This is a genomic window from Klebsiella sp. Sb-30, assembly GCF_057652795.1.
Window position 1 is genome coordinate 3,117,906 of the sequence record NZ_CM172749.1, and the last position, 14,011, is coordinate 3,131,916.

Consider the following 14,011-nt stretch of genomic DNA (forward strand, 5'->3'; position numbering starts at 1 on the left):
GTTTTATTATGACCACGACCGTTCGCCCTACCGTACTGATTGTCGGCGCTTCACGCGGCCTCGGCCACGCGATGGCTGCTGAATTTCTGCGCCATGGCTGGAATGTAATCGGCACCGTTCGCGATATTCAATCCACCACTCCGCTTCATCAACTCGCGCAGGAAAACCCCGATCGGGTACGCCTGGAAACGCTGGATGTGTGTGATGATGACCAGCTGGCCGCGCTGGATACAAAGCTCTCCGCTGACCGCCTGGCGATGCTGTTTGTTAATGCGGGAACCACCAATCGCGATCCGACGCAGACCATTGGCGAAGTCTCCACCGCGGAATTTGTTGAGGTGATGCTGACCAATGCCCTTGCGCCAATGCGGGTACTTGAACGCCTACAGCACCACGTGACGCCGCAGGGGCTGCTGGGCGCGATGTCCTCAGGCCAGGGTAGCCTGACCAATAATCTCCGCGGCCAGCGCGAGCTCTATCGCGGCAGCAAAGCAGCGCTGAATATGTTTATGCGCAGTTTTGCCGCCCGCTCGGCATCACGTCCGCTGGTGGTGATGGCACCGGGATGGATTCGAACCGCGCTGGGTGGCGATGACGCGCCGCTGAGTATCGAAGAGACGATTCCTCATCTGGTTACCGTGCTGCTGGCGAAACAGCAGAGGCCTGGTCTGGAGTACCTGGATTATCAAGGAAGAACCGTGCCGTGGTGATCGGTTTAATGGACGACGCACAACCATCCCGGCGTCCCTGACTCTTGTTTCAGGGCATGTAGCCGGTTTTATGATTCACGACCGGCTGCTTACTTGATATAGGAGTCGAGGACCTTGAGGACAACGTCCAGATCGGTTTCTCGCTTCGCCTCATCCCCTTCATGAACAATGTGCTCGACCAAATGGCCCTTAATGACCTCACGCATTAATCCATTGACCGCCCCGCGTATTGCGGCGATCTGTTGGAGTACAGCGGCACATTCATGCGGTTCATCGAGCATTTTTTTCAGCGCAATGACCTGCCCCTGTATCTTGTTGGTGCGGGCTTTAAGCTTTTTTTGATCGCGGATGGTATGCGACATGCTGCAATCTCCCATGGAAAAATCATGCTGATTATACCATTACGATTCTACTGGGGGGTAGTATTTGGTACTGGGGGGGAGTAGAATCCAGACACCCTCCACGACCCAGAATTCGACTCATGACCGACTTTACAACGCTGCTCCAGCAGGGAAACGCCTGGTTCTTCATTCCTGGCGCGGTGCTCCTTGGCGCGCTTCATGGACTGGAACCAGGACATTCAAAAACGATGATGGCGGCCTTCATCATCGCCATCAAAGGGACGGCCAGACAGGCTGCCATGCTCGGGCTCGCAGCCACTCTTTCACACACCGCCATCGTCTGGTTGATTGCTTTTGGCGGAATGTACATCAGTAACCGCTTTACCGCAGAATCAGCTGAGCCGTGGCTGCAGCTGGTTTCTGCCATCATCATTCTCGGCACCGCCGTCTGGATGTTCTGCCGAACCTGGAGGGGAGAAAAAGACTGGCTGGCCGCCCGACAGGAGAGCGAACGGCATCATCATGATGAATCAAAACTGATTGATACCGGTCATGGCACAGTGGAACTGTCCATTTTTGAACAAGGTCAGCCGCCGCACTGGCGCATACGCACGCTCAGCGGTAAAGAGTGGGATGCCGGTACTGTTTCGTTAGTGACGCAGCGAGAAACGCCCGCTGGTACGCAATCATTTGATTTTGTCGATTGCGGCAGCTATCTGCAGTCAACATCCCCCATTCCGGAACCACATGATTTTGTCGTTCGACTGTCGCTGGGACATCGCGGCCATGTCCATGATTACGATTTGGAATTTTGCGAGCATGAACATACGCACGATCATACGGAACTTGAAGGACTGGATATCAATTCCGCAGAGTACCGGGATGCTCACGAACTGGCCCACGCGCACGACATTGAAAAACGGTTCACCGATAAAGAGGTCACCAACGGGCAGATTTTACTTTTTGGCCTGACCGGCGGATTAATCCCCTGTCCCGCAGCCATTACGGTGATGTTGATTTGTATCCAGATCAAAGCCCTGGCGCTGGGCGCAACGCTGGTGGTGAGTTTTAGTATTGGACTTGCCCTGACGCTGGTGACGGTGGGGGTGGGTGCCGCAATCGGCGTCCGTCAGGTCGCCAGACGCTGGGACGGCTTTTATACCCTTGCCCGCAGAGCGCCCTATTTTTCAAGCCTGCTGATTGCCGTCATGGGGATCTATCTGGCTATCCACAGCGGGATCGTCCTGCTGCGCTAATCCTGTTCATCTTATTCCTCTTGTTCCTCTTCTTCCCGCTGAGTATCAAGAAGATGAACAGGCTGACTGACCATAACCCCGCGGATTAATAGCCGGCGGCTTTATTCGCCGCCTTTATCCGCTCGGTTCTCGCCACTTTTCCTTATGCTCTGGGCACGTGGATACACGCTGCTCTTATATAGCCAGCGATCATCCGTTAAGTCCAGCGCTCGCCCTTCTCGATCGGAAATCACCTTTATATACCGGTGTCCTTCGTAAAAACGACTTCGCCCACATGACATATGCATGGCCGATAACGTTTTTTGTTCTGGCAAGTCCACGTCTTACAGACCAGAACATTATGCCGTCAACCGCATAACATCCAGCTTCGATTATCTATAAGCATAAGTATTACAATAATGCTCATTCAACTGTATGATGTTACTCATCGAATAACCTTAACCGTAGGGAAAACAACATGCCAGATTTTTCTTTAATATTTTTTGGTGCCATTCTATTAAGCTTCCTGGTTTATGTGATAAGAAGCATAATGAAATCACACAATAAAAAAGAAACTATATTTGGTATTTTAATGTGGATAATACTAGCCTTTTCTATAGCATACATTTCTTTTTCAGATAATGCCGTTGAAGCCTTTCTTTACTTATCATCCATATCAGTAATCCTGTTCTTTACAGTAGTCATATTAAGCACCTTAATTGATTTTATACTGATCAAGACATGCATAACGCGAGCTTTAAAAAAAATACACTCCCAAAAAAAACTCGACATCCATGATATATTCAAGCTAAAAAAATCAATTTTTACTCCAATAAAGCATGGTACATAGCATATTCAACAATCAATGGCTTCACTCTTATAGGCATAAACAAATTCAAAGACAAACCACATTCGAATAAACAGTTTAACATGAAAGCCTTAAGTGGTGAAAATTATCGCACCGACTCAATAGCACCCTTTCAGGAAGAAGAGATGGGTAAAGTCTCTTTCATTTGCCCCTTAAAAGAATTTTATGATTCCGGAAAAGCAAATAGAAAAATAGTTTATGATTATTTATTAAAATTAAAAAATGAAAAGTTCTAGTTTTTTTCTTCTGTCGTCACTATTGAAAACTTGTCCTGTAGAAAGCCCTCAGCGTTAACTGTGAGCTTTAGTCATCCCTGCGACTCAGAAATGCAGGTGTCACGGCGTTCGCTGGATAACAACAAGTCACGCTGCAGCGCGTCTTCGAGGCGTTTATACATCACGCTCTGAACGCCTCGATGTCAATATTCAGGCTAACAGCATAATACTGCCCGGGCATACCAGACAGGTACAGTGATTCTCGGGGGAAAGAGTGGAAAAACTGGCCGTATAACGACCAGCTTTGCAGAAGGGTTTTGCAGGAGTTTTGTAGAGGAACTCAGAACCGGTAGCCGGCAGAGAACATAAACACCCACGGGTCGATACGGGTACTGACTTTCTGGTCCACGCCGCCGGCTTTAAATTTCACATCGGTGTCGATATCCATGTACCACACCGACATGTTCAGCAACCAGTCGCGGTTAATCAGGTAATCCAGCCCCACCTGACCTGCCGCACCCCAGGAGTCTTTAAGACTCAGATCGCTCAATCCGGCATTTTTACCGGTGTCATTAAAGTCTGCATTAAAGAAGGTGGTGTAGTTAATACCTGCCCCGATATACGGGCGCACTTTGCTCTGGGCATCGCCAAAGTACCATTGCGCCATCAGCGTTGGCGGCAGCTGATGCACGGTGGCGATGGTCCCGGTCGGGCCGGTGCCAACCTTGTGACGAAATGGCGTAGCCGCCAGCAGTTCAACGCCGATGTTGTCCGTCGCCATATAGGTGAAGGTCAAGCCCAGCTGCGTGTTATTACTGACGTTAAACCCACCCAGACTGCCTAATACGTTATCAGAACCTTCCGTCGGTCGAACGGTGGCAGAACCCGCGCGAATAAAGAACTCCCCGGCTTCATGCGCCCAGACGCTGCCGGAAAGGGTACTCAAAATAATGCCAACCGCTGCTAACTTTTTCATATCCACTTCCTCATTATGGTTATTCAGCGCGGGCCAATATACCCATAACGAGTTACCTTTGATCCGTTCTGGATCACATAAAGTTGTAAGATTTAACATTTATTGATCCAGATTAATTTTTACTTTCATGGCGATACCAAAAAACTCACATTCGCATCAATTTTCACTGTTCGAGTCGCAAAAATTTTTTCCCGCCTCTTGCCGCCCTCGATGCGTCTGGATAATTTATCTGCCGACAATCTGTGTTGATGCGTTTTTATCAGGTGTAATCATGAGTGAAATCAACCCGTGCATGACGTGCGGTGCCTGTTGTGCGTATTTTCGAGTCTCTTTCTACTGGGCGGAAGCCGATGATGCCGGCGGCGTTGTGCCGACCAGGCTTACCGAGCCGCTCACCCCTTTTCTGCGCTGCATGAGCGGCACCAACCAACGACAAATCCGCTGCGCCGCCCTCAAAGGTGAAATCGGTGAATCGGTGCACTGCTCAATTTATCGGCATCGCCCCTCTCCCTGCCGCGAATTCAGCCAGTCCGGTGAAGGCGGCGAGGTAAACGAAGCCTGCAACCGGGCCCGCGCCCGCTACGGCCTGCCGCCGCTCATCCCTCTTTACAAAGATATACTTAGCCTGACAGCGGCAGAGGCTGCTACCTGCGAGGGATTTGCGGTACAATCGCCGGCTAGTTAACACCTGCAATACTCAAGGAGAGTGCATGTCTATCACGGCGAAGACCGTCTACCGTGACACGGGAAATTTTTTTCGTAATCAGTTTGTCACCATTTTGCTGATTGCGTTGTTATGCGCGTTAATTACGGTAGTCCTTGGCCATGCTTTTTCACCCAGTGAAGAGCAGCTCTCGATTCTGAGCGAAGGGGATAATCTGGCGGGGAGCGCCGGGCTGTTTGAGCTGGTACAAAACATGACCCCAGAGCAACAGCAGATCCTGCTGCGCGCCTCGGCCGCATCGACCTTCTCCGGTCTGGTGGGTAATGCCATTCTTGCCGGCGGCGTGCTGCTGATGATTCAGCTGGTCTCCGCCGGACAGCGGGTCAGCGCGCTGCGCGCTATCGGCGCTTCTGCGCCGGTACTGCCAAAGCTGCTGCTGCTGATTCTGTTCACCACCTTTGTGGTGCAGATGGGGATGATGCTGGTGCTGGTACCGGGCGTGCTGCTCGCTATCGTACTGGCTTTTGCCCCTGTCATGCTGGTGCAGGATAAGCTGGGAATTTTTAACGCCATGCGCAGCAGTATGCGTCTGGTGTGGGCCAATATGCGTCTGGTCGCCCCGGCGGTGATTGGCTGGCTGCTGGCGAAAACACTCCTGCTGCTGTTTGCATCCAGCTTTGCGGTACTGACGCCGAACGTCGGCGCGGTGGTAATCAATACGATCAGCAATCTGATATCTGCGCTGTTGCTGATCTATTTGTTCCGCCTGTATATGCTTATCCGCAACTAAATTAACCTGGGCCGGGACTCTTCCGGCCCTATCTGAACGACGGGTCCGATGTATGAAGCAGTTTCTGGATTTTTTACCGCTGGTAGTCTTCTTCGCCTTCTACAAACTTTACGATATCTACGCCGCAACCACCGCGCTGATTATCGCCACCGCTATCGTGCTGATCTATACCTGGGTACGCTATCGTAAAGTCGAAAAGATGGCGCTGATTACCTTTGTGCTGGTTGCCGTATTTGGCGGCCTGACCATTTTCTTCCATAACGATGAGTTTATAAAATGGAAGGTCACGGTCATCTACGCTCTGTTTGCCGGCGCCTTGCTGTTCAGCCAATGGGTAATGAAAAAACCATTGATTCAACGCATGCTCGGGAAAGAGCTGACCCTGCCACAGCAGGTCTGGTCGCGTCTGAATCTCGCCTGGGCGCTGTTTTTTATTCTCTGCGGTCTGGCCAATATCTACATCGCCTTCTGGTTGCCGCAGAATATCTGGGTCAACTTCAAGGTCTTCGGCCTGACGGCGCTGACGCTGGTCTTCACGCTGTTGAGCGGCGTATACATCTATCGCCATATGCCGCAGGACGATAACCACTAATTAAGAAGCCGGGGGTAGCGCTTCTGCCCCCGCCCTTCTTTGCGTGACGAGTTCCACTCTCATCGTCTTGTTCTCGTTTTCAGCATGGGCAACTATCTCTCTTAAGCATCGCCTGACTTGCCGTTTCCCTGTTCCGACTTTTGTGCAGAAAACGCTTCAGCTGACGCGTTTCACCTTGTAAAATGAGCCTCACAGGGGATGGCATTCCCCCTTGAACCGCCATGTGGCTAATGATGCCTGCTTTTTATTCCCGGACCGGGAATGAGCAGGCATATTTATCATGCAGGCAACGCGTCCGGGATGGTCAACCCTCTAAGGATTCGTTCATGCGATCGCTTCATACTTCACCTCTCACCACGCTCTTGTTCCTCGGACAGTGGCTTTTTATCGCCTTTATCGTTGCCGTTCTTGCGGGGAGCGCATCCGCCGCCTTCCTCTTTTCCCTTGAGTGGGCAACGGCCAGCCGCGAAAGCCATCGCTGGATGATTTGGCTGTTACCCGTTGCCGGCTTCAGCGTCGGCTGGGTTTATCTCCGCTATGGTAGCCGCGTCGAGGCCGGTAATAATCTCATTCTGGAAGAGATCCATCACCCCGCTCAGGTCATTCCTCTGCGGATGGCGCCGCTGGTCTTTATCAGCACGGTCATCTCTCATCTCTTTGGCGCATCGGTTGGCCGGGAAGGTACCGCAGTACAAATGGGGGCCTCGATAGCCGATCAATTCACCGCGCTTCTGCGCCTTAACAATAACGGCCGGCGTATCGTGTTGATGACCGGGATCAGCGCGGGCTTCTCCTCGGTGTTCGGTACCCCGCTCGCCGCGGCATTATTCGCGCTGGAGGTGCTGGCGATCGGTCGGATGGACTACCGGGCGATCCTGCCCTGCCTGTTTGCCGCGATCGTCGCAGACCAGGTGGGATTGATGTGGGGCGTACAGCATACCCACTATCTGGTCACCTCCATTCCTGCGCTTTCAGCCTGGACACTGCTTGCCGTGATCCTCGCCGGATGCTGCTTTGGCCTGGCCGCCCGCCTCTTCGCCGATACAACGCATCTGCTGAGTAGCCTGATGAAAAAACAGCTACCCTACGCGCCTCTCAGACCGTTTATTGGCGGACTGGTGATTGCGACGGCCGTCTCTCTCCTGCATGGCGAACGCTATATCGGGCTGGGGATCCCGGAGATCAGCGATGCGTTTTTGCATCCGCTGGCAGCGTGGGATTTTTGTGGCAAGCTGATCTTTACCGTTATCTCGCTGGGAAGCGGTTTTAAAGGCGGGGAAGTGACGCCGCTGTTCTATATCGGCGCGACGCTCGGCAATACGTTAGCACCGCTGATGCACCTGCCTGTCGGGTTCCTCGCGGGTCTCGGCTTCGTGGCCCTGTTTGCCGGCGCGGCCAATACGCCCGTCGCTTCTACGCTGATGGCCATTGAACTGTTTGGCGCAGAGATCGGCGTGTATGCCGCGCTGGCCTGCGTGGTGGCCTACCTGGTCTCTGGCTATACGGGGATCTACCGGGCGCAGCGGATTGCCGGCCCAAAACACCGTGTCGTACCGACCGGTATCCGTCTGGCGGAGCTTCCGGCCTGGCATCAGCGGCAAACGCCCGCCGCGTCTGAGACGAAAGAAGACAAACATCCTTCCCCGTAAGCCGCCCACTCTGCGCCGCATTCCCGCGGCGCGGACCCCCATCCCCTGCTGCTGCCGTCAACCCCGCCTGTTTATTCACCTTTCTGCTATAACCCGGCAAAGTTGCGCCAATTGTGAGGATTTAATGAAGATTCATTTGCATGCATTGAAATGATAATAATTATCATTGATATTCGCAGTCTCAATTTTTAACGCTTTGATATGGATATTTACAATGAGACCGCAAAACTATTATGCCATTACGCCACTCGCGCTGGTATTTGCTGGCTTTCTGACGCCCGACGCCTTTGCTGAGGAAGCGGAACGCGATACCGAAACAATGGTGGTACACAGCACGGCTGAAGAAGCACTCAAGCAGCAGCCGGGGGTATCTGTCATCACCGCTGAAGATATTGCCCGCGATCCACCGGTTAACGATCTGTCGGAAATCATTCGTAAAATGCCCGGCGTCAATTTAACCGGCAACAGCGCCAGCGGCAGCCGGGGTAACAACCGGCAGATCGATATTCGCGGAATGGGGCCGGAGAACACCCTTATCCTGATCGATGGCGTTCCGGTGACATCCCGTAACTCGGTACGCTACAGCTGGCGCGGCGAACGTGATACCCGCGGGGATAGCAACTGGGTGCCACCGGAGATGGTCGAACGCATTGAAGTTCTGCGCGGCCCGGCAGCAGCCCGCTACGGATCCGGTGCCGCCGGCGGCGTGGTCAATATCATTACTAAACGCCCCACTAACGACTGGCATGGATCGCTATCGTTTTATACCAACCAGCCGGAAAACAACAAAGAGGGGGCGACGAATCGCGCCAACTTTAGCCTCAACGGACCGTTGGCCGGCGATGCGCTGACCATGCGTCTGTACGGTAACATCAATAAAACCGATGCTGACGCCTGGGACATTAACCATGCCCAAAATGGTTCGTACGCCGCCGGTCGCGAAGGGGTGCGCAACAAGGACATCAACGCCCTGCTGTCATGGAAACTGACGCCACAGCAGATTGTCGATTTTAACTACGCCTATAGCCGCCAGGGCAATATTTACGCCGGCGATACCCAATACAGCAACGGTAACCTCAGCCCCGATGGCCTGGTCAGCGAGCTGTATGGCCACGAAACCAACCGTCTGTATCGCCAGTCCTGGGGGCTGACCTATAACGGAATCTGGGACTGGGGCCAGTCCAAAGCCGGAGTCTATTACGAGAAAACCAATAACACGCGTCTGCAGGAAGGTTCTACCGGCCGCGTGGAGGGGATGATCAACAGCAATGAGTACGCCACCAGCCGCCTCGAATCCTGGCGTTCAACCGGCGAGCTGAATCTCCCCTTCCACTGGCTGGCCGACCAGACCCTGACCCTCGGGATGGAGTGGAACCGCGATGAACTCAACGACCCGGCCTCCATGCAGGCAACCAACGTTACTGGCGAGACCATCCCTGGCACCTCAGGCGAGGCCTCCCAGCGCAGCACCACCAACAGCGCTACCCTCACGGGTCTCTACCTGGAAGATAATATTGAGGCAACGCCGGGCACCAATATCATCCCCGGACTGCGTTTTGACTACCACAATGAATTTGGCAGTAACTGGAGCCCAAGCCTGAACCTGGCGCAGGAGCTTGGCGAGATGTTCAAAGTCAAAGCCGGCATTGCGCGTGTCTTCAAGGCGCCAAACCTGTACCAGTCCAGCGAAGGCTATCTGCTGTCGACCCGCGGCAACGGCTGCCCGAACACCATCAGCAACGGCAGCTGCTACCTGCTCGGTAACCCGGACCTCGATCCGGAAATCAGCATCAATAAAGAGCTCGGCCTTGAATTTAACCTCAACGGCTATAACGCAGGCGTAACGTGGTTCCGTAACGATTATAAAAACAAAATCGTCTCCGGTACCGATGTGCTGGGCTATACCTCGAGCGGCAACAATATCCTGCAATGGCAAAACGGCGGCAAAGCGATCGTCGAAGGGCTGGAAGGTACCCTGCTCATCCCGATTGTGGCCGATACGCTGGACTGGCGAACCAATGCGACCTATATGATCAAATCGGAGAACAAAGATACCGGTAATCCGCTGTCGGTGATCCCGAAATATACGATTAACACCATGCTGGACTGGCAGGTCAACAGCAAGCTTTCGGCGAACGTCAACTGGACGATGTACGGCCGGCAGAAACCGCGTCAGTATGCGGAGATCCGCAACGAGACCGGCACGCTCGCCACGAATGAAATCGGTGCCTATTCCGTTGTCGGTATCGGTGCGAACTACCAGCTGCTGAAAGATCTTCGCCTGAATGCCGGCATCAGCAACCTGTTCGATAAGCAAATTTATCGCGAAAACGCGGGCGCTTCGACCTATAACGAACCCGGACGCGCCTATTACGCTGGCGTCACCCTCTCCTTCTGAATGCCCACGCCCGCAGCCGCGGGCGTATTCCCCTGTTTTCTCCCTGCCATTTTCATAGTAGCATCGCGCTGATCTTCTTTGACCAGCACAGAGTACAGAATGACAACAACAGATCTCACCCCGAAGGGCGAAATGGTTTTACGCACCCTGGCAATGCCAGCAGACACGAACGCCAATGGCGATATTTTTGGCGGCTGGTTGATGTCGCAGATGGATATCGGCGGCGCGATCATGGCCAAAGAGATTGCGCAGGGTCGCGTAGTGACCGTGCGCGTTGACGGAATGACCTTTTTACGGCCGGTGGCCGTGGGCGACGTGGTGTGCTGCTACGCACGCTGCGTGAAACGCGGCAACACCTCGATCACCATCAACATCGAAGTCTGGGTGAAGAAAGTGTCGTCTGAGCCGATTGGCCAACGTTATAAAGCCACGGAAGCCCTGTTTATCTATGTGGCGGTCGACAATCAGGGCAAGCCACGCGCGATACCTGGCGAATAAAAAAAGTGCCCGGCGTGCCGGGCCATTTTTTACAAGAATCCGAGCAGCGAGAAGAACACATAGCCGAGAACAATCATGATCACCGGCAGGATATACAGCGGGAAGTACTGCACCAGAATCGTATGCCGGGGTACCACAATACGCTCCGCAATTTGCTCACGCGTGAGCCCTTCCGGCCCCTTAGCCTGTTCAAGAATCAGCTGATCTTCCACCCCTTCACGCAGGAACTTCGCCTGGCGGCTCATGCGCGCGCCTGACGCCTGCAGCGCCATGCCAACAAACACCAGAATATAGATAATCCAGAAGCCAATATTCAGGCTGTGTTTAAAATCCGGCAGCGGCGAGTTGTACCAGAAAAAGTTAAGGAACGGGGTATTAAAACGCATCATTTCAATCATGACGTGCGCAAAATCCATCAGCACCGCATCAATGCCCGGTTTTTTTTCGCTGTGTTCATACATAAACTTCAGTACCGAAATCAGCGTTGAAATCACCGCGGGTATAAAAATAACCCACCCTAAAATACGTTTAAGCACTGCAATGCGTCCAGCTTGTTGATACGTCATGGATTCCCCTTGTTTAAGACGCCTTCATCACCGTCTAAGTCTACCCTCACCGGCGAATTTCGCCCAATAATGCGCGGTATGATATACCATGAGGATAAATTCGTTATCTACTTGCGCTACAGGAGAAGGACTTATGTCAGCCAGGCGACAAATTCATGCCGCTATTTTCGATATGGATGGATTACTGATTGATTCCGAACCGCTATGGGATCAGGCGGAGCTGGAGGTTATTGAAAGCCTCGGCGTCGATATCAGCCGCCGCGATGAGCTGCCCGATATGCTGGGGTTGCGCATCGATTTAGTGGTGGATCTGTGGTTTGCCCAGCAGCCATGGAAAGGCGCGGACCGTGCTGAAGTCACCGCGCGGATTATCAGCCGCGCGATTGAGCTGGTTGAGGCCTCCCGCCCTCTGTTACCCGGCGTACGAGAAGCCGTCGCCTTATGTAAGGCACAAGGGTTAAAGGTTGGCCTCGCATCGGCCTCGCCGCTGCGGATGCTGGAAAAGGTCCTCACCATGTTCGAGCTGCGCGAGCAGTTTGACGCCCTCTCCTCTGCCGAATCGCTGCCGTACAGCAAGCCCCATCCTCAGGTCTATCTCAACTGTGCCGCCAGCCTGGGCGTGGACCCAATGGCCTGCGTCGCGCTGGAAGATTCGGTCAACGGAATGATCGCCAGTAAGGCAGCCCGCATGCGCTCTATCGTCGTTCCGGCCGAGGAAAATCGTCACGATCCGCGTTTTGTGCTGGCAGACGTTAAGCTCACGACGCTGGAGTCACTCACCGCCACCGATCTCTGCGGCCTGCTTTCCGGCCAGCGGTAGGCGTCCAGCGGTTGAACAATCACAAAAATAAAACGATGTTTCATTTTTAATTGTTTTTCCGCTCAGCACCCTCTATGCTTGAAAAAACGGCGTGGTTAAACGCATAAATCAGCATACAGAGGTGCATATGGTACTTAACGCCTTCGACCTGACGGGTAAGGTCGCTATCGTGACGGGATGTGACACCGGGCTGGGCCAGGGAATGACGCTGGCCCTTGCCCAGGCCGGCTGCGATATCGTCGGCGTCAATCGTAAGATCCCACAGCAAACGGCCGAACAGGTGCTGGCGCTGGGGCGTCGATTTACCGCCATTCAGGCTGACCTCAGCCGCCAGGATGCCATCGCCGACATCGTCGCGAAAGCCGTCTCCGCCATGGGCCGGGTGGACATTCTGGTTAATAACGCCGGTACGATACGCCGCGCCGATGCGCTCACCTTTAGCGAAAAAGAGTGGGACGACGTCCTCAATCTCAACCTCAAGTCGGTATTCTTTTTATCGCAGGCGGTCGCCAGGCAGTTTATTCGCCAGGGCAGCGGCGGAAAGATCATTAACATCGCGTCCATGCTCTCGTTCCAGGGCGGGATTCGCGTCCCCTCGTATACTGCCTCAAAAAGCGGCGTGCTCGGTTTAACCCGCCTGATGGCCAACGAATGGGCCGGACAGAATATCAACGTCAATGCCATCGCCCCCGGGTACATGGCCACCGATAATACCCGGCAGTTACGCGATGATGCCGATCGCAGTAAAGAGATCCTCGACCGTATCCCGGCCGGGCGCTGGGGCGTCCCGGATGATCTACAGGGCCCGGTCGTGTTCCTGGCGTCGCAGGCAGCGGATTACATCAATGGATATACGCTGGCGGTTGATGGCGGCTGGCTGGCGCGTTAATAATTTTGTGACAAAGAGTTACACCGTCACCTCTTTCACACACTGTATAAAAACCCTATACTGTATGAATTGACAGTTTAGGGTTTTTATCATGACGGCGGAAGGCCATCTCTTCTTTTCTATCGCCTGTGCGGTATTTGCGAAAAATGCGGAATTAACCCCCGTTCTGGCACAGGGTGACTGGTGGCATATTGTTCCCTCAGCGGTACTGACCTGCCTGCTGCCGGATATCGATCATCCGAAGTCATTTCTCGGGCAGCGGCTAAGCTGGATATCGAAGCCCGTCGCCCGCGCCTTTGGCCACCGCGGGTTCACCCATAGCCTGCTGGCGGTTTTTGGCGCAATCACGCTGTTTTATCTGAAAGTGCCGGAAAGCTGGTTCGTGCCCGCCGATGCCGTGCAGGGACTGGTGCTTGGCTATCTCAGCCATATTCTTGCCGATATGCTCACCCCGGCGGGCGTACCGCTGCTGTGGCCCTGCCGCTGGCGCTTCCGCCTGCCGATCCTCGCGCCGCGAAAAGGCAACCAGCTGGAGCGGGCGCTGTGCATGGCGCTGTTCGTTTATGCCGTATGGATGCCGCAAACTTTCGCTGAGAACAGCGCCGTGCGCTGGTCTTCGGGGATGATTAATTCACTGCAGATCACCTTTAATCGTTTTATTAGTCACCAGACCGGACGATAAACAGGCAAAACAGTCAAAATAGTTATAACCCATTCCATTTGAATATAAGTAATGAATTCCTCTTCTGCTAACCTTGCGCCATTAGAGCTGGTAACAGACCAGCCAGATAAAAACCTAT

The 14,011-nt window shown here is 53.6% G+C and carries 14 protein-coding genes, 1 pseudogene and 1 riboswitch; of the genes and pseudogenes, 11 read left to right on the forward strand and 4 right to left on the reverse strand.

Annotated elements, in window-relative coordinates; translation table 11 throughout:
- Positions 1-8 precede the first annotated feature (8 nt).
- Positions 9-710 carry an SDR family NAD(P)-dependent oxidoreductase gene (locus AC236I_RS14595; protein WP_004860983.1) on the forward strand — a complete coding sequence of 234 codons (702 nt, stop codon included), beginning with the start codon at positions 9-11 and terminating at the stop codon, positions 708-710.
- 89 nt (positions 711-799) lie between these two features.
- Here the strand turns inward: AC236I_RS14595 and rcnR are convergent, their stop codons facing one another.
- Positions 800-1,072 carry a Ni(II)/Co(II)-binding transcriptional repressor RcnR gene (gene rcnR / locus AC236I_RS14600; RefSeq protein ID WP_004860981.1) on the reverse strand — a complete coding sequence of 91 codons (273 nt, stop codon included), beginning with the start codon at positions 1,070-1,072 and terminating at the stop codon, positions 800-802.
- A gap of 119 nt (positions 1,073-1,191) precedes the next feature.
- Between rcnR and AC236I_RS14605 the strand changes: the two genes are divergently transcribed.
- A complete protein-coding gene (locus AC236I_RS14605) occupies positions 1,192-2,307 on the forward strand; it encodes a nickel/cobalt efflux protein RcnA (RefSeq protein ID WP_015584579.1) in 1,116 nt (371 codons plus the stop codon).
- A 185-nt stretch (positions 2,308-2,492) separates the two neighbouring features.
- Here AC236I_RS14605 and AC236I_RS14610 read toward each other — a convergent pair.
- Together AC236I_RS14610 and ompW are read right to left on the reverse strand one after the other, a co-directional pair.
- Positions 2,493-2,661 (reverse strand): annotated as a pseudogene (locus AC236I_RS14610) (ISL3 family transposase); the annotation flags it as partial.
- Positions 2,662-3,709: 1,048 nt separating this feature from the next.
- Complete coding sequence (gene ompW / locus AC236I_RS14615) at positions 3,710-4,345, reverse strand: outer membrane protein OmpW (RefSeq protein WP_015584581.1); 636 nt, start codon at positions 4,343-4,345, stop codon at positions 3,710-3,712.
- Positions 4,346-4,616: 271 nt separating this feature from the next.
- On the opposite strand from ompW, the gene AC236I_RS14620 reads away from it, so the two are divergent.
- The 6 genes from AC236I_RS14620 to yciA all read left to right on the forward strand — a co-directional run bounded on the left by AC236I_RS14620 (position 4,617) and on the right by yciA (position 10,936).
- The gene (locus AC236I_RS14620; protein WP_004860973.1) at positions 4,617-5,030 is read left to right on the forward strand and encodes a YkgJ family cysteine cluster protein; all 414 of its coding nucleotides are present in this window, start codon (positions 4,617-4,619) and stop codon (positions 5,028-5,030) included.
- A 25-nt stretch (positions 5,031-5,055) separates the two neighbouring features.
- The gene (locus tag AC236I_RS14625) at positions 5,056-5,799 is read left to right on the forward strand and encodes a YciC family protein (protein ID WP_004860970.1); all 744 of its coding nucleotides are present in this window, start codon (positions 5,056-5,058) and stop codon (positions 5,797-5,799) included.
- Between the two features lie 52 nt (positions 5,800-5,851).
- Positions 5,852-6,391: a septation protein A gene (locus AC236I_RS14630; protein WP_004860967.1), complete on the forward strand. Its 540-nt coding sequence runs from the start codon at positions 5,852-5,854 to the stop codon at positions 6,389-6,391.
- A 185-nt stretch (positions 6,392-6,576) separates the two neighbouring features.
- Positions 6,577-6,638: riboswitch (Fluoride riboswitch) on the forward strand.
- A gap of 79 nt (positions 6,639-6,717) precedes the next feature.
- On the forward strand, positions 6,718-8,040 hold the full coding sequence (locus tag AC236I_RS14635; RefSeq protein ID WP_015584582.1) for a voltage-gated chloride channel family protein: 1,323 nt from the start codon (positions 6,718-6,720) through the stop codon (positions 8,038-8,040).
- Positions 8,041-8,254: 214 nt separating this feature from the next.
- On the forward strand, positions 8,255-10,438 hold the full coding sequence (locus AC236I_RS14640) for a TonB-dependent siderophore receptor (RefSeq protein WP_004860958.1): 2,184 nt from the start codon (positions 8,255-8,257) through the stop codon (positions 10,436-10,438).
- Between the two features lie 99 nt (positions 10,439-10,537).
- Positions 10,538-10,936, forward strand: a complete 399-nt coding sequence (yciA, locus tag AC236I_RS14645; protein ID WP_004860955.1) for an acyl-CoA thioester hydrolase YciA — start codon at positions 10,538-10,540, stop codon at positions 10,934-10,936.
- A gap of 29 nt (positions 10,937-10,965) precedes the next feature.
- Here the strand turns inward: yciA and AC236I_RS14650 are convergent, their stop codons facing one another.
- Positions 10,966-11,502 (reverse strand): YniB family protein, encoded by a 537-nt coding sequence (locus AC236I_RS14650; protein ID WP_004860952.1) that lies wholly within the window; start codon positions 11,500-11,502, stop codon positions 10,966-10,968.
- 133 nt (positions 11,503-11,635) lie between these two features.
- Between AC236I_RS14650 and hxpB the strand changes: the two genes are divergently transcribed.
- From hxpB to AC236I_RS14665, 3 genes are all read left to right on the forward strand, one after another.
- Positions 11,636-12,322 carry a hexitol phosphatase HxpB gene (hxpB, locus tag AC236I_RS14655; protein ID WP_004860949.1) on the forward strand — a complete coding sequence of 229 codons (687 nt, stop codon included), beginning with the start codon at positions 11,636-11,638 and terminating at the stop codon, positions 12,320-12,322.
- 127 nt (positions 12,323-12,449) lie between these two features.
- Positions 12,450-13,211, forward strand: a complete 762-nt coding sequence (gene kduD / locus AC236I_RS14660; RefSeq protein WP_044350896.1) for a 2-dehydro-3-deoxy-D-gluconate 5-dehydrogenase KduD — start codon at positions 12,450-12,452, stop codon at positions 13,209-13,211.
- 91 nt (positions 13,212-13,302) lie between these two features.
- On the forward strand, positions 13,303-13,893 hold the full coding sequence (locus tag AC236I_RS14665; protein ID WP_004860944.1) for a metal-dependent hydrolase: 591 nt from the start codon (positions 13,303-13,305) through the stop codon (positions 13,891-13,893).
- Positions 13,894-14,011: the final 118 nt, after the last annotated feature.

What these genes read in the sequence shown, in the direction of transcription:
- AC236I_RS14595 (WP_004860983.1), top strand. Translation starts at nt 9, where the DNA reads ATGACCACGACCGTTCGCCCTACCGTACTGATTGTCGGCGCTTCACGC.
- ompW (WP_015584581.1), bottom strand. Translation starts at nt 4,345, where the DNA reads ATGAAAAAGTTAGCAGCGGTTGGCATTATTTTGAGTACCCTTTCCGGC.
- AC236I_RS14635 (WP_015584582.1), top strand. Translation starts at nt 6,718, where the DNA reads ATGCGATCGCTTCATACTTCACCTCTCACCACGCTCTTGTTCCTCGGA.
- AC236I_RS14640 (WP_004860958.1), top strand. Translation starts at nt 8,255, where the DNA reads ATGAGACCGCAAAACTATTATGCCATTACGCCACTCGCGCTGGTATTT.
- AC236I_RS14620 (WP_004860973.1), top strand. Translation starts at nt 4,617, where the DNA reads ATGAGTGAAATCAACCCGTGCATGACGTGCGGTGCCTGTTGTGCGTAT.
- AC236I_RS14665 (WP_004860944.1), top strand. Translation starts at nt 13,303, where the DNA reads ATGACGGCGGAAGGCCATCTCTTCTTTTCTATCGCCTGTGCGGTATTT.
- AC236I_RS14605 (WP_015584579.1), top strand. Translation starts at nt 1,192, where the DNA reads ATGACCGACTTTACAACGCTGCTCCAGCAGGGAAACGCCTGGTTCTTC.
- AC236I_RS14630 (WP_004860967.1), top strand. Translation starts at nt 5,852, where the DNA reads ATGAAGCAGTTTCTGGATTTTTTACCGCTGGTAGTCTTCTTCGCCTTC.
- kduD (WP_044350896.1), top strand. Translation starts at nt 12,450, where the DNA reads ATGGTACTTAACGCCTTCGACCTGACGGGTAAGGTCGCTATCGTGACG.
- hxpB (WP_004860949.1), top strand. Translation starts at nt 11,636, where the DNA reads ATGTCAGCCAGGCGACAAATTCATGCCGCTATTTTCGATATGGATGGA.
- AC236I_RS14650 (WP_004860952.1), bottom strand. Translation starts at nt 11,502, where the DNA reads ATGACGTATCAACAAGCTGGACGCATTGCAGTGCTTAAACGTATTTTA.
- AC236I_RS14625 (WP_004860970.1), top strand. Translation starts at nt 5,056, where the DNA reads ATGTCTATCACGGCGAAGACCGTCTACCGTGACACGGGAAATTTTTTT.
- yciA (WP_004860955.1), top strand. Translation starts at nt 10,538, where the DNA reads ATGACAACAACAGATCTCACCCCGAAGGGCGAAATGGTTTTACGCACC.
- rcnR (WP_004860981.1), bottom strand. Translation starts at nt 1,072, where the DNA reads ATGTCGCATACCATCCGCGATCAAAAAAAGCTTAAAGCCCGCACCAAC.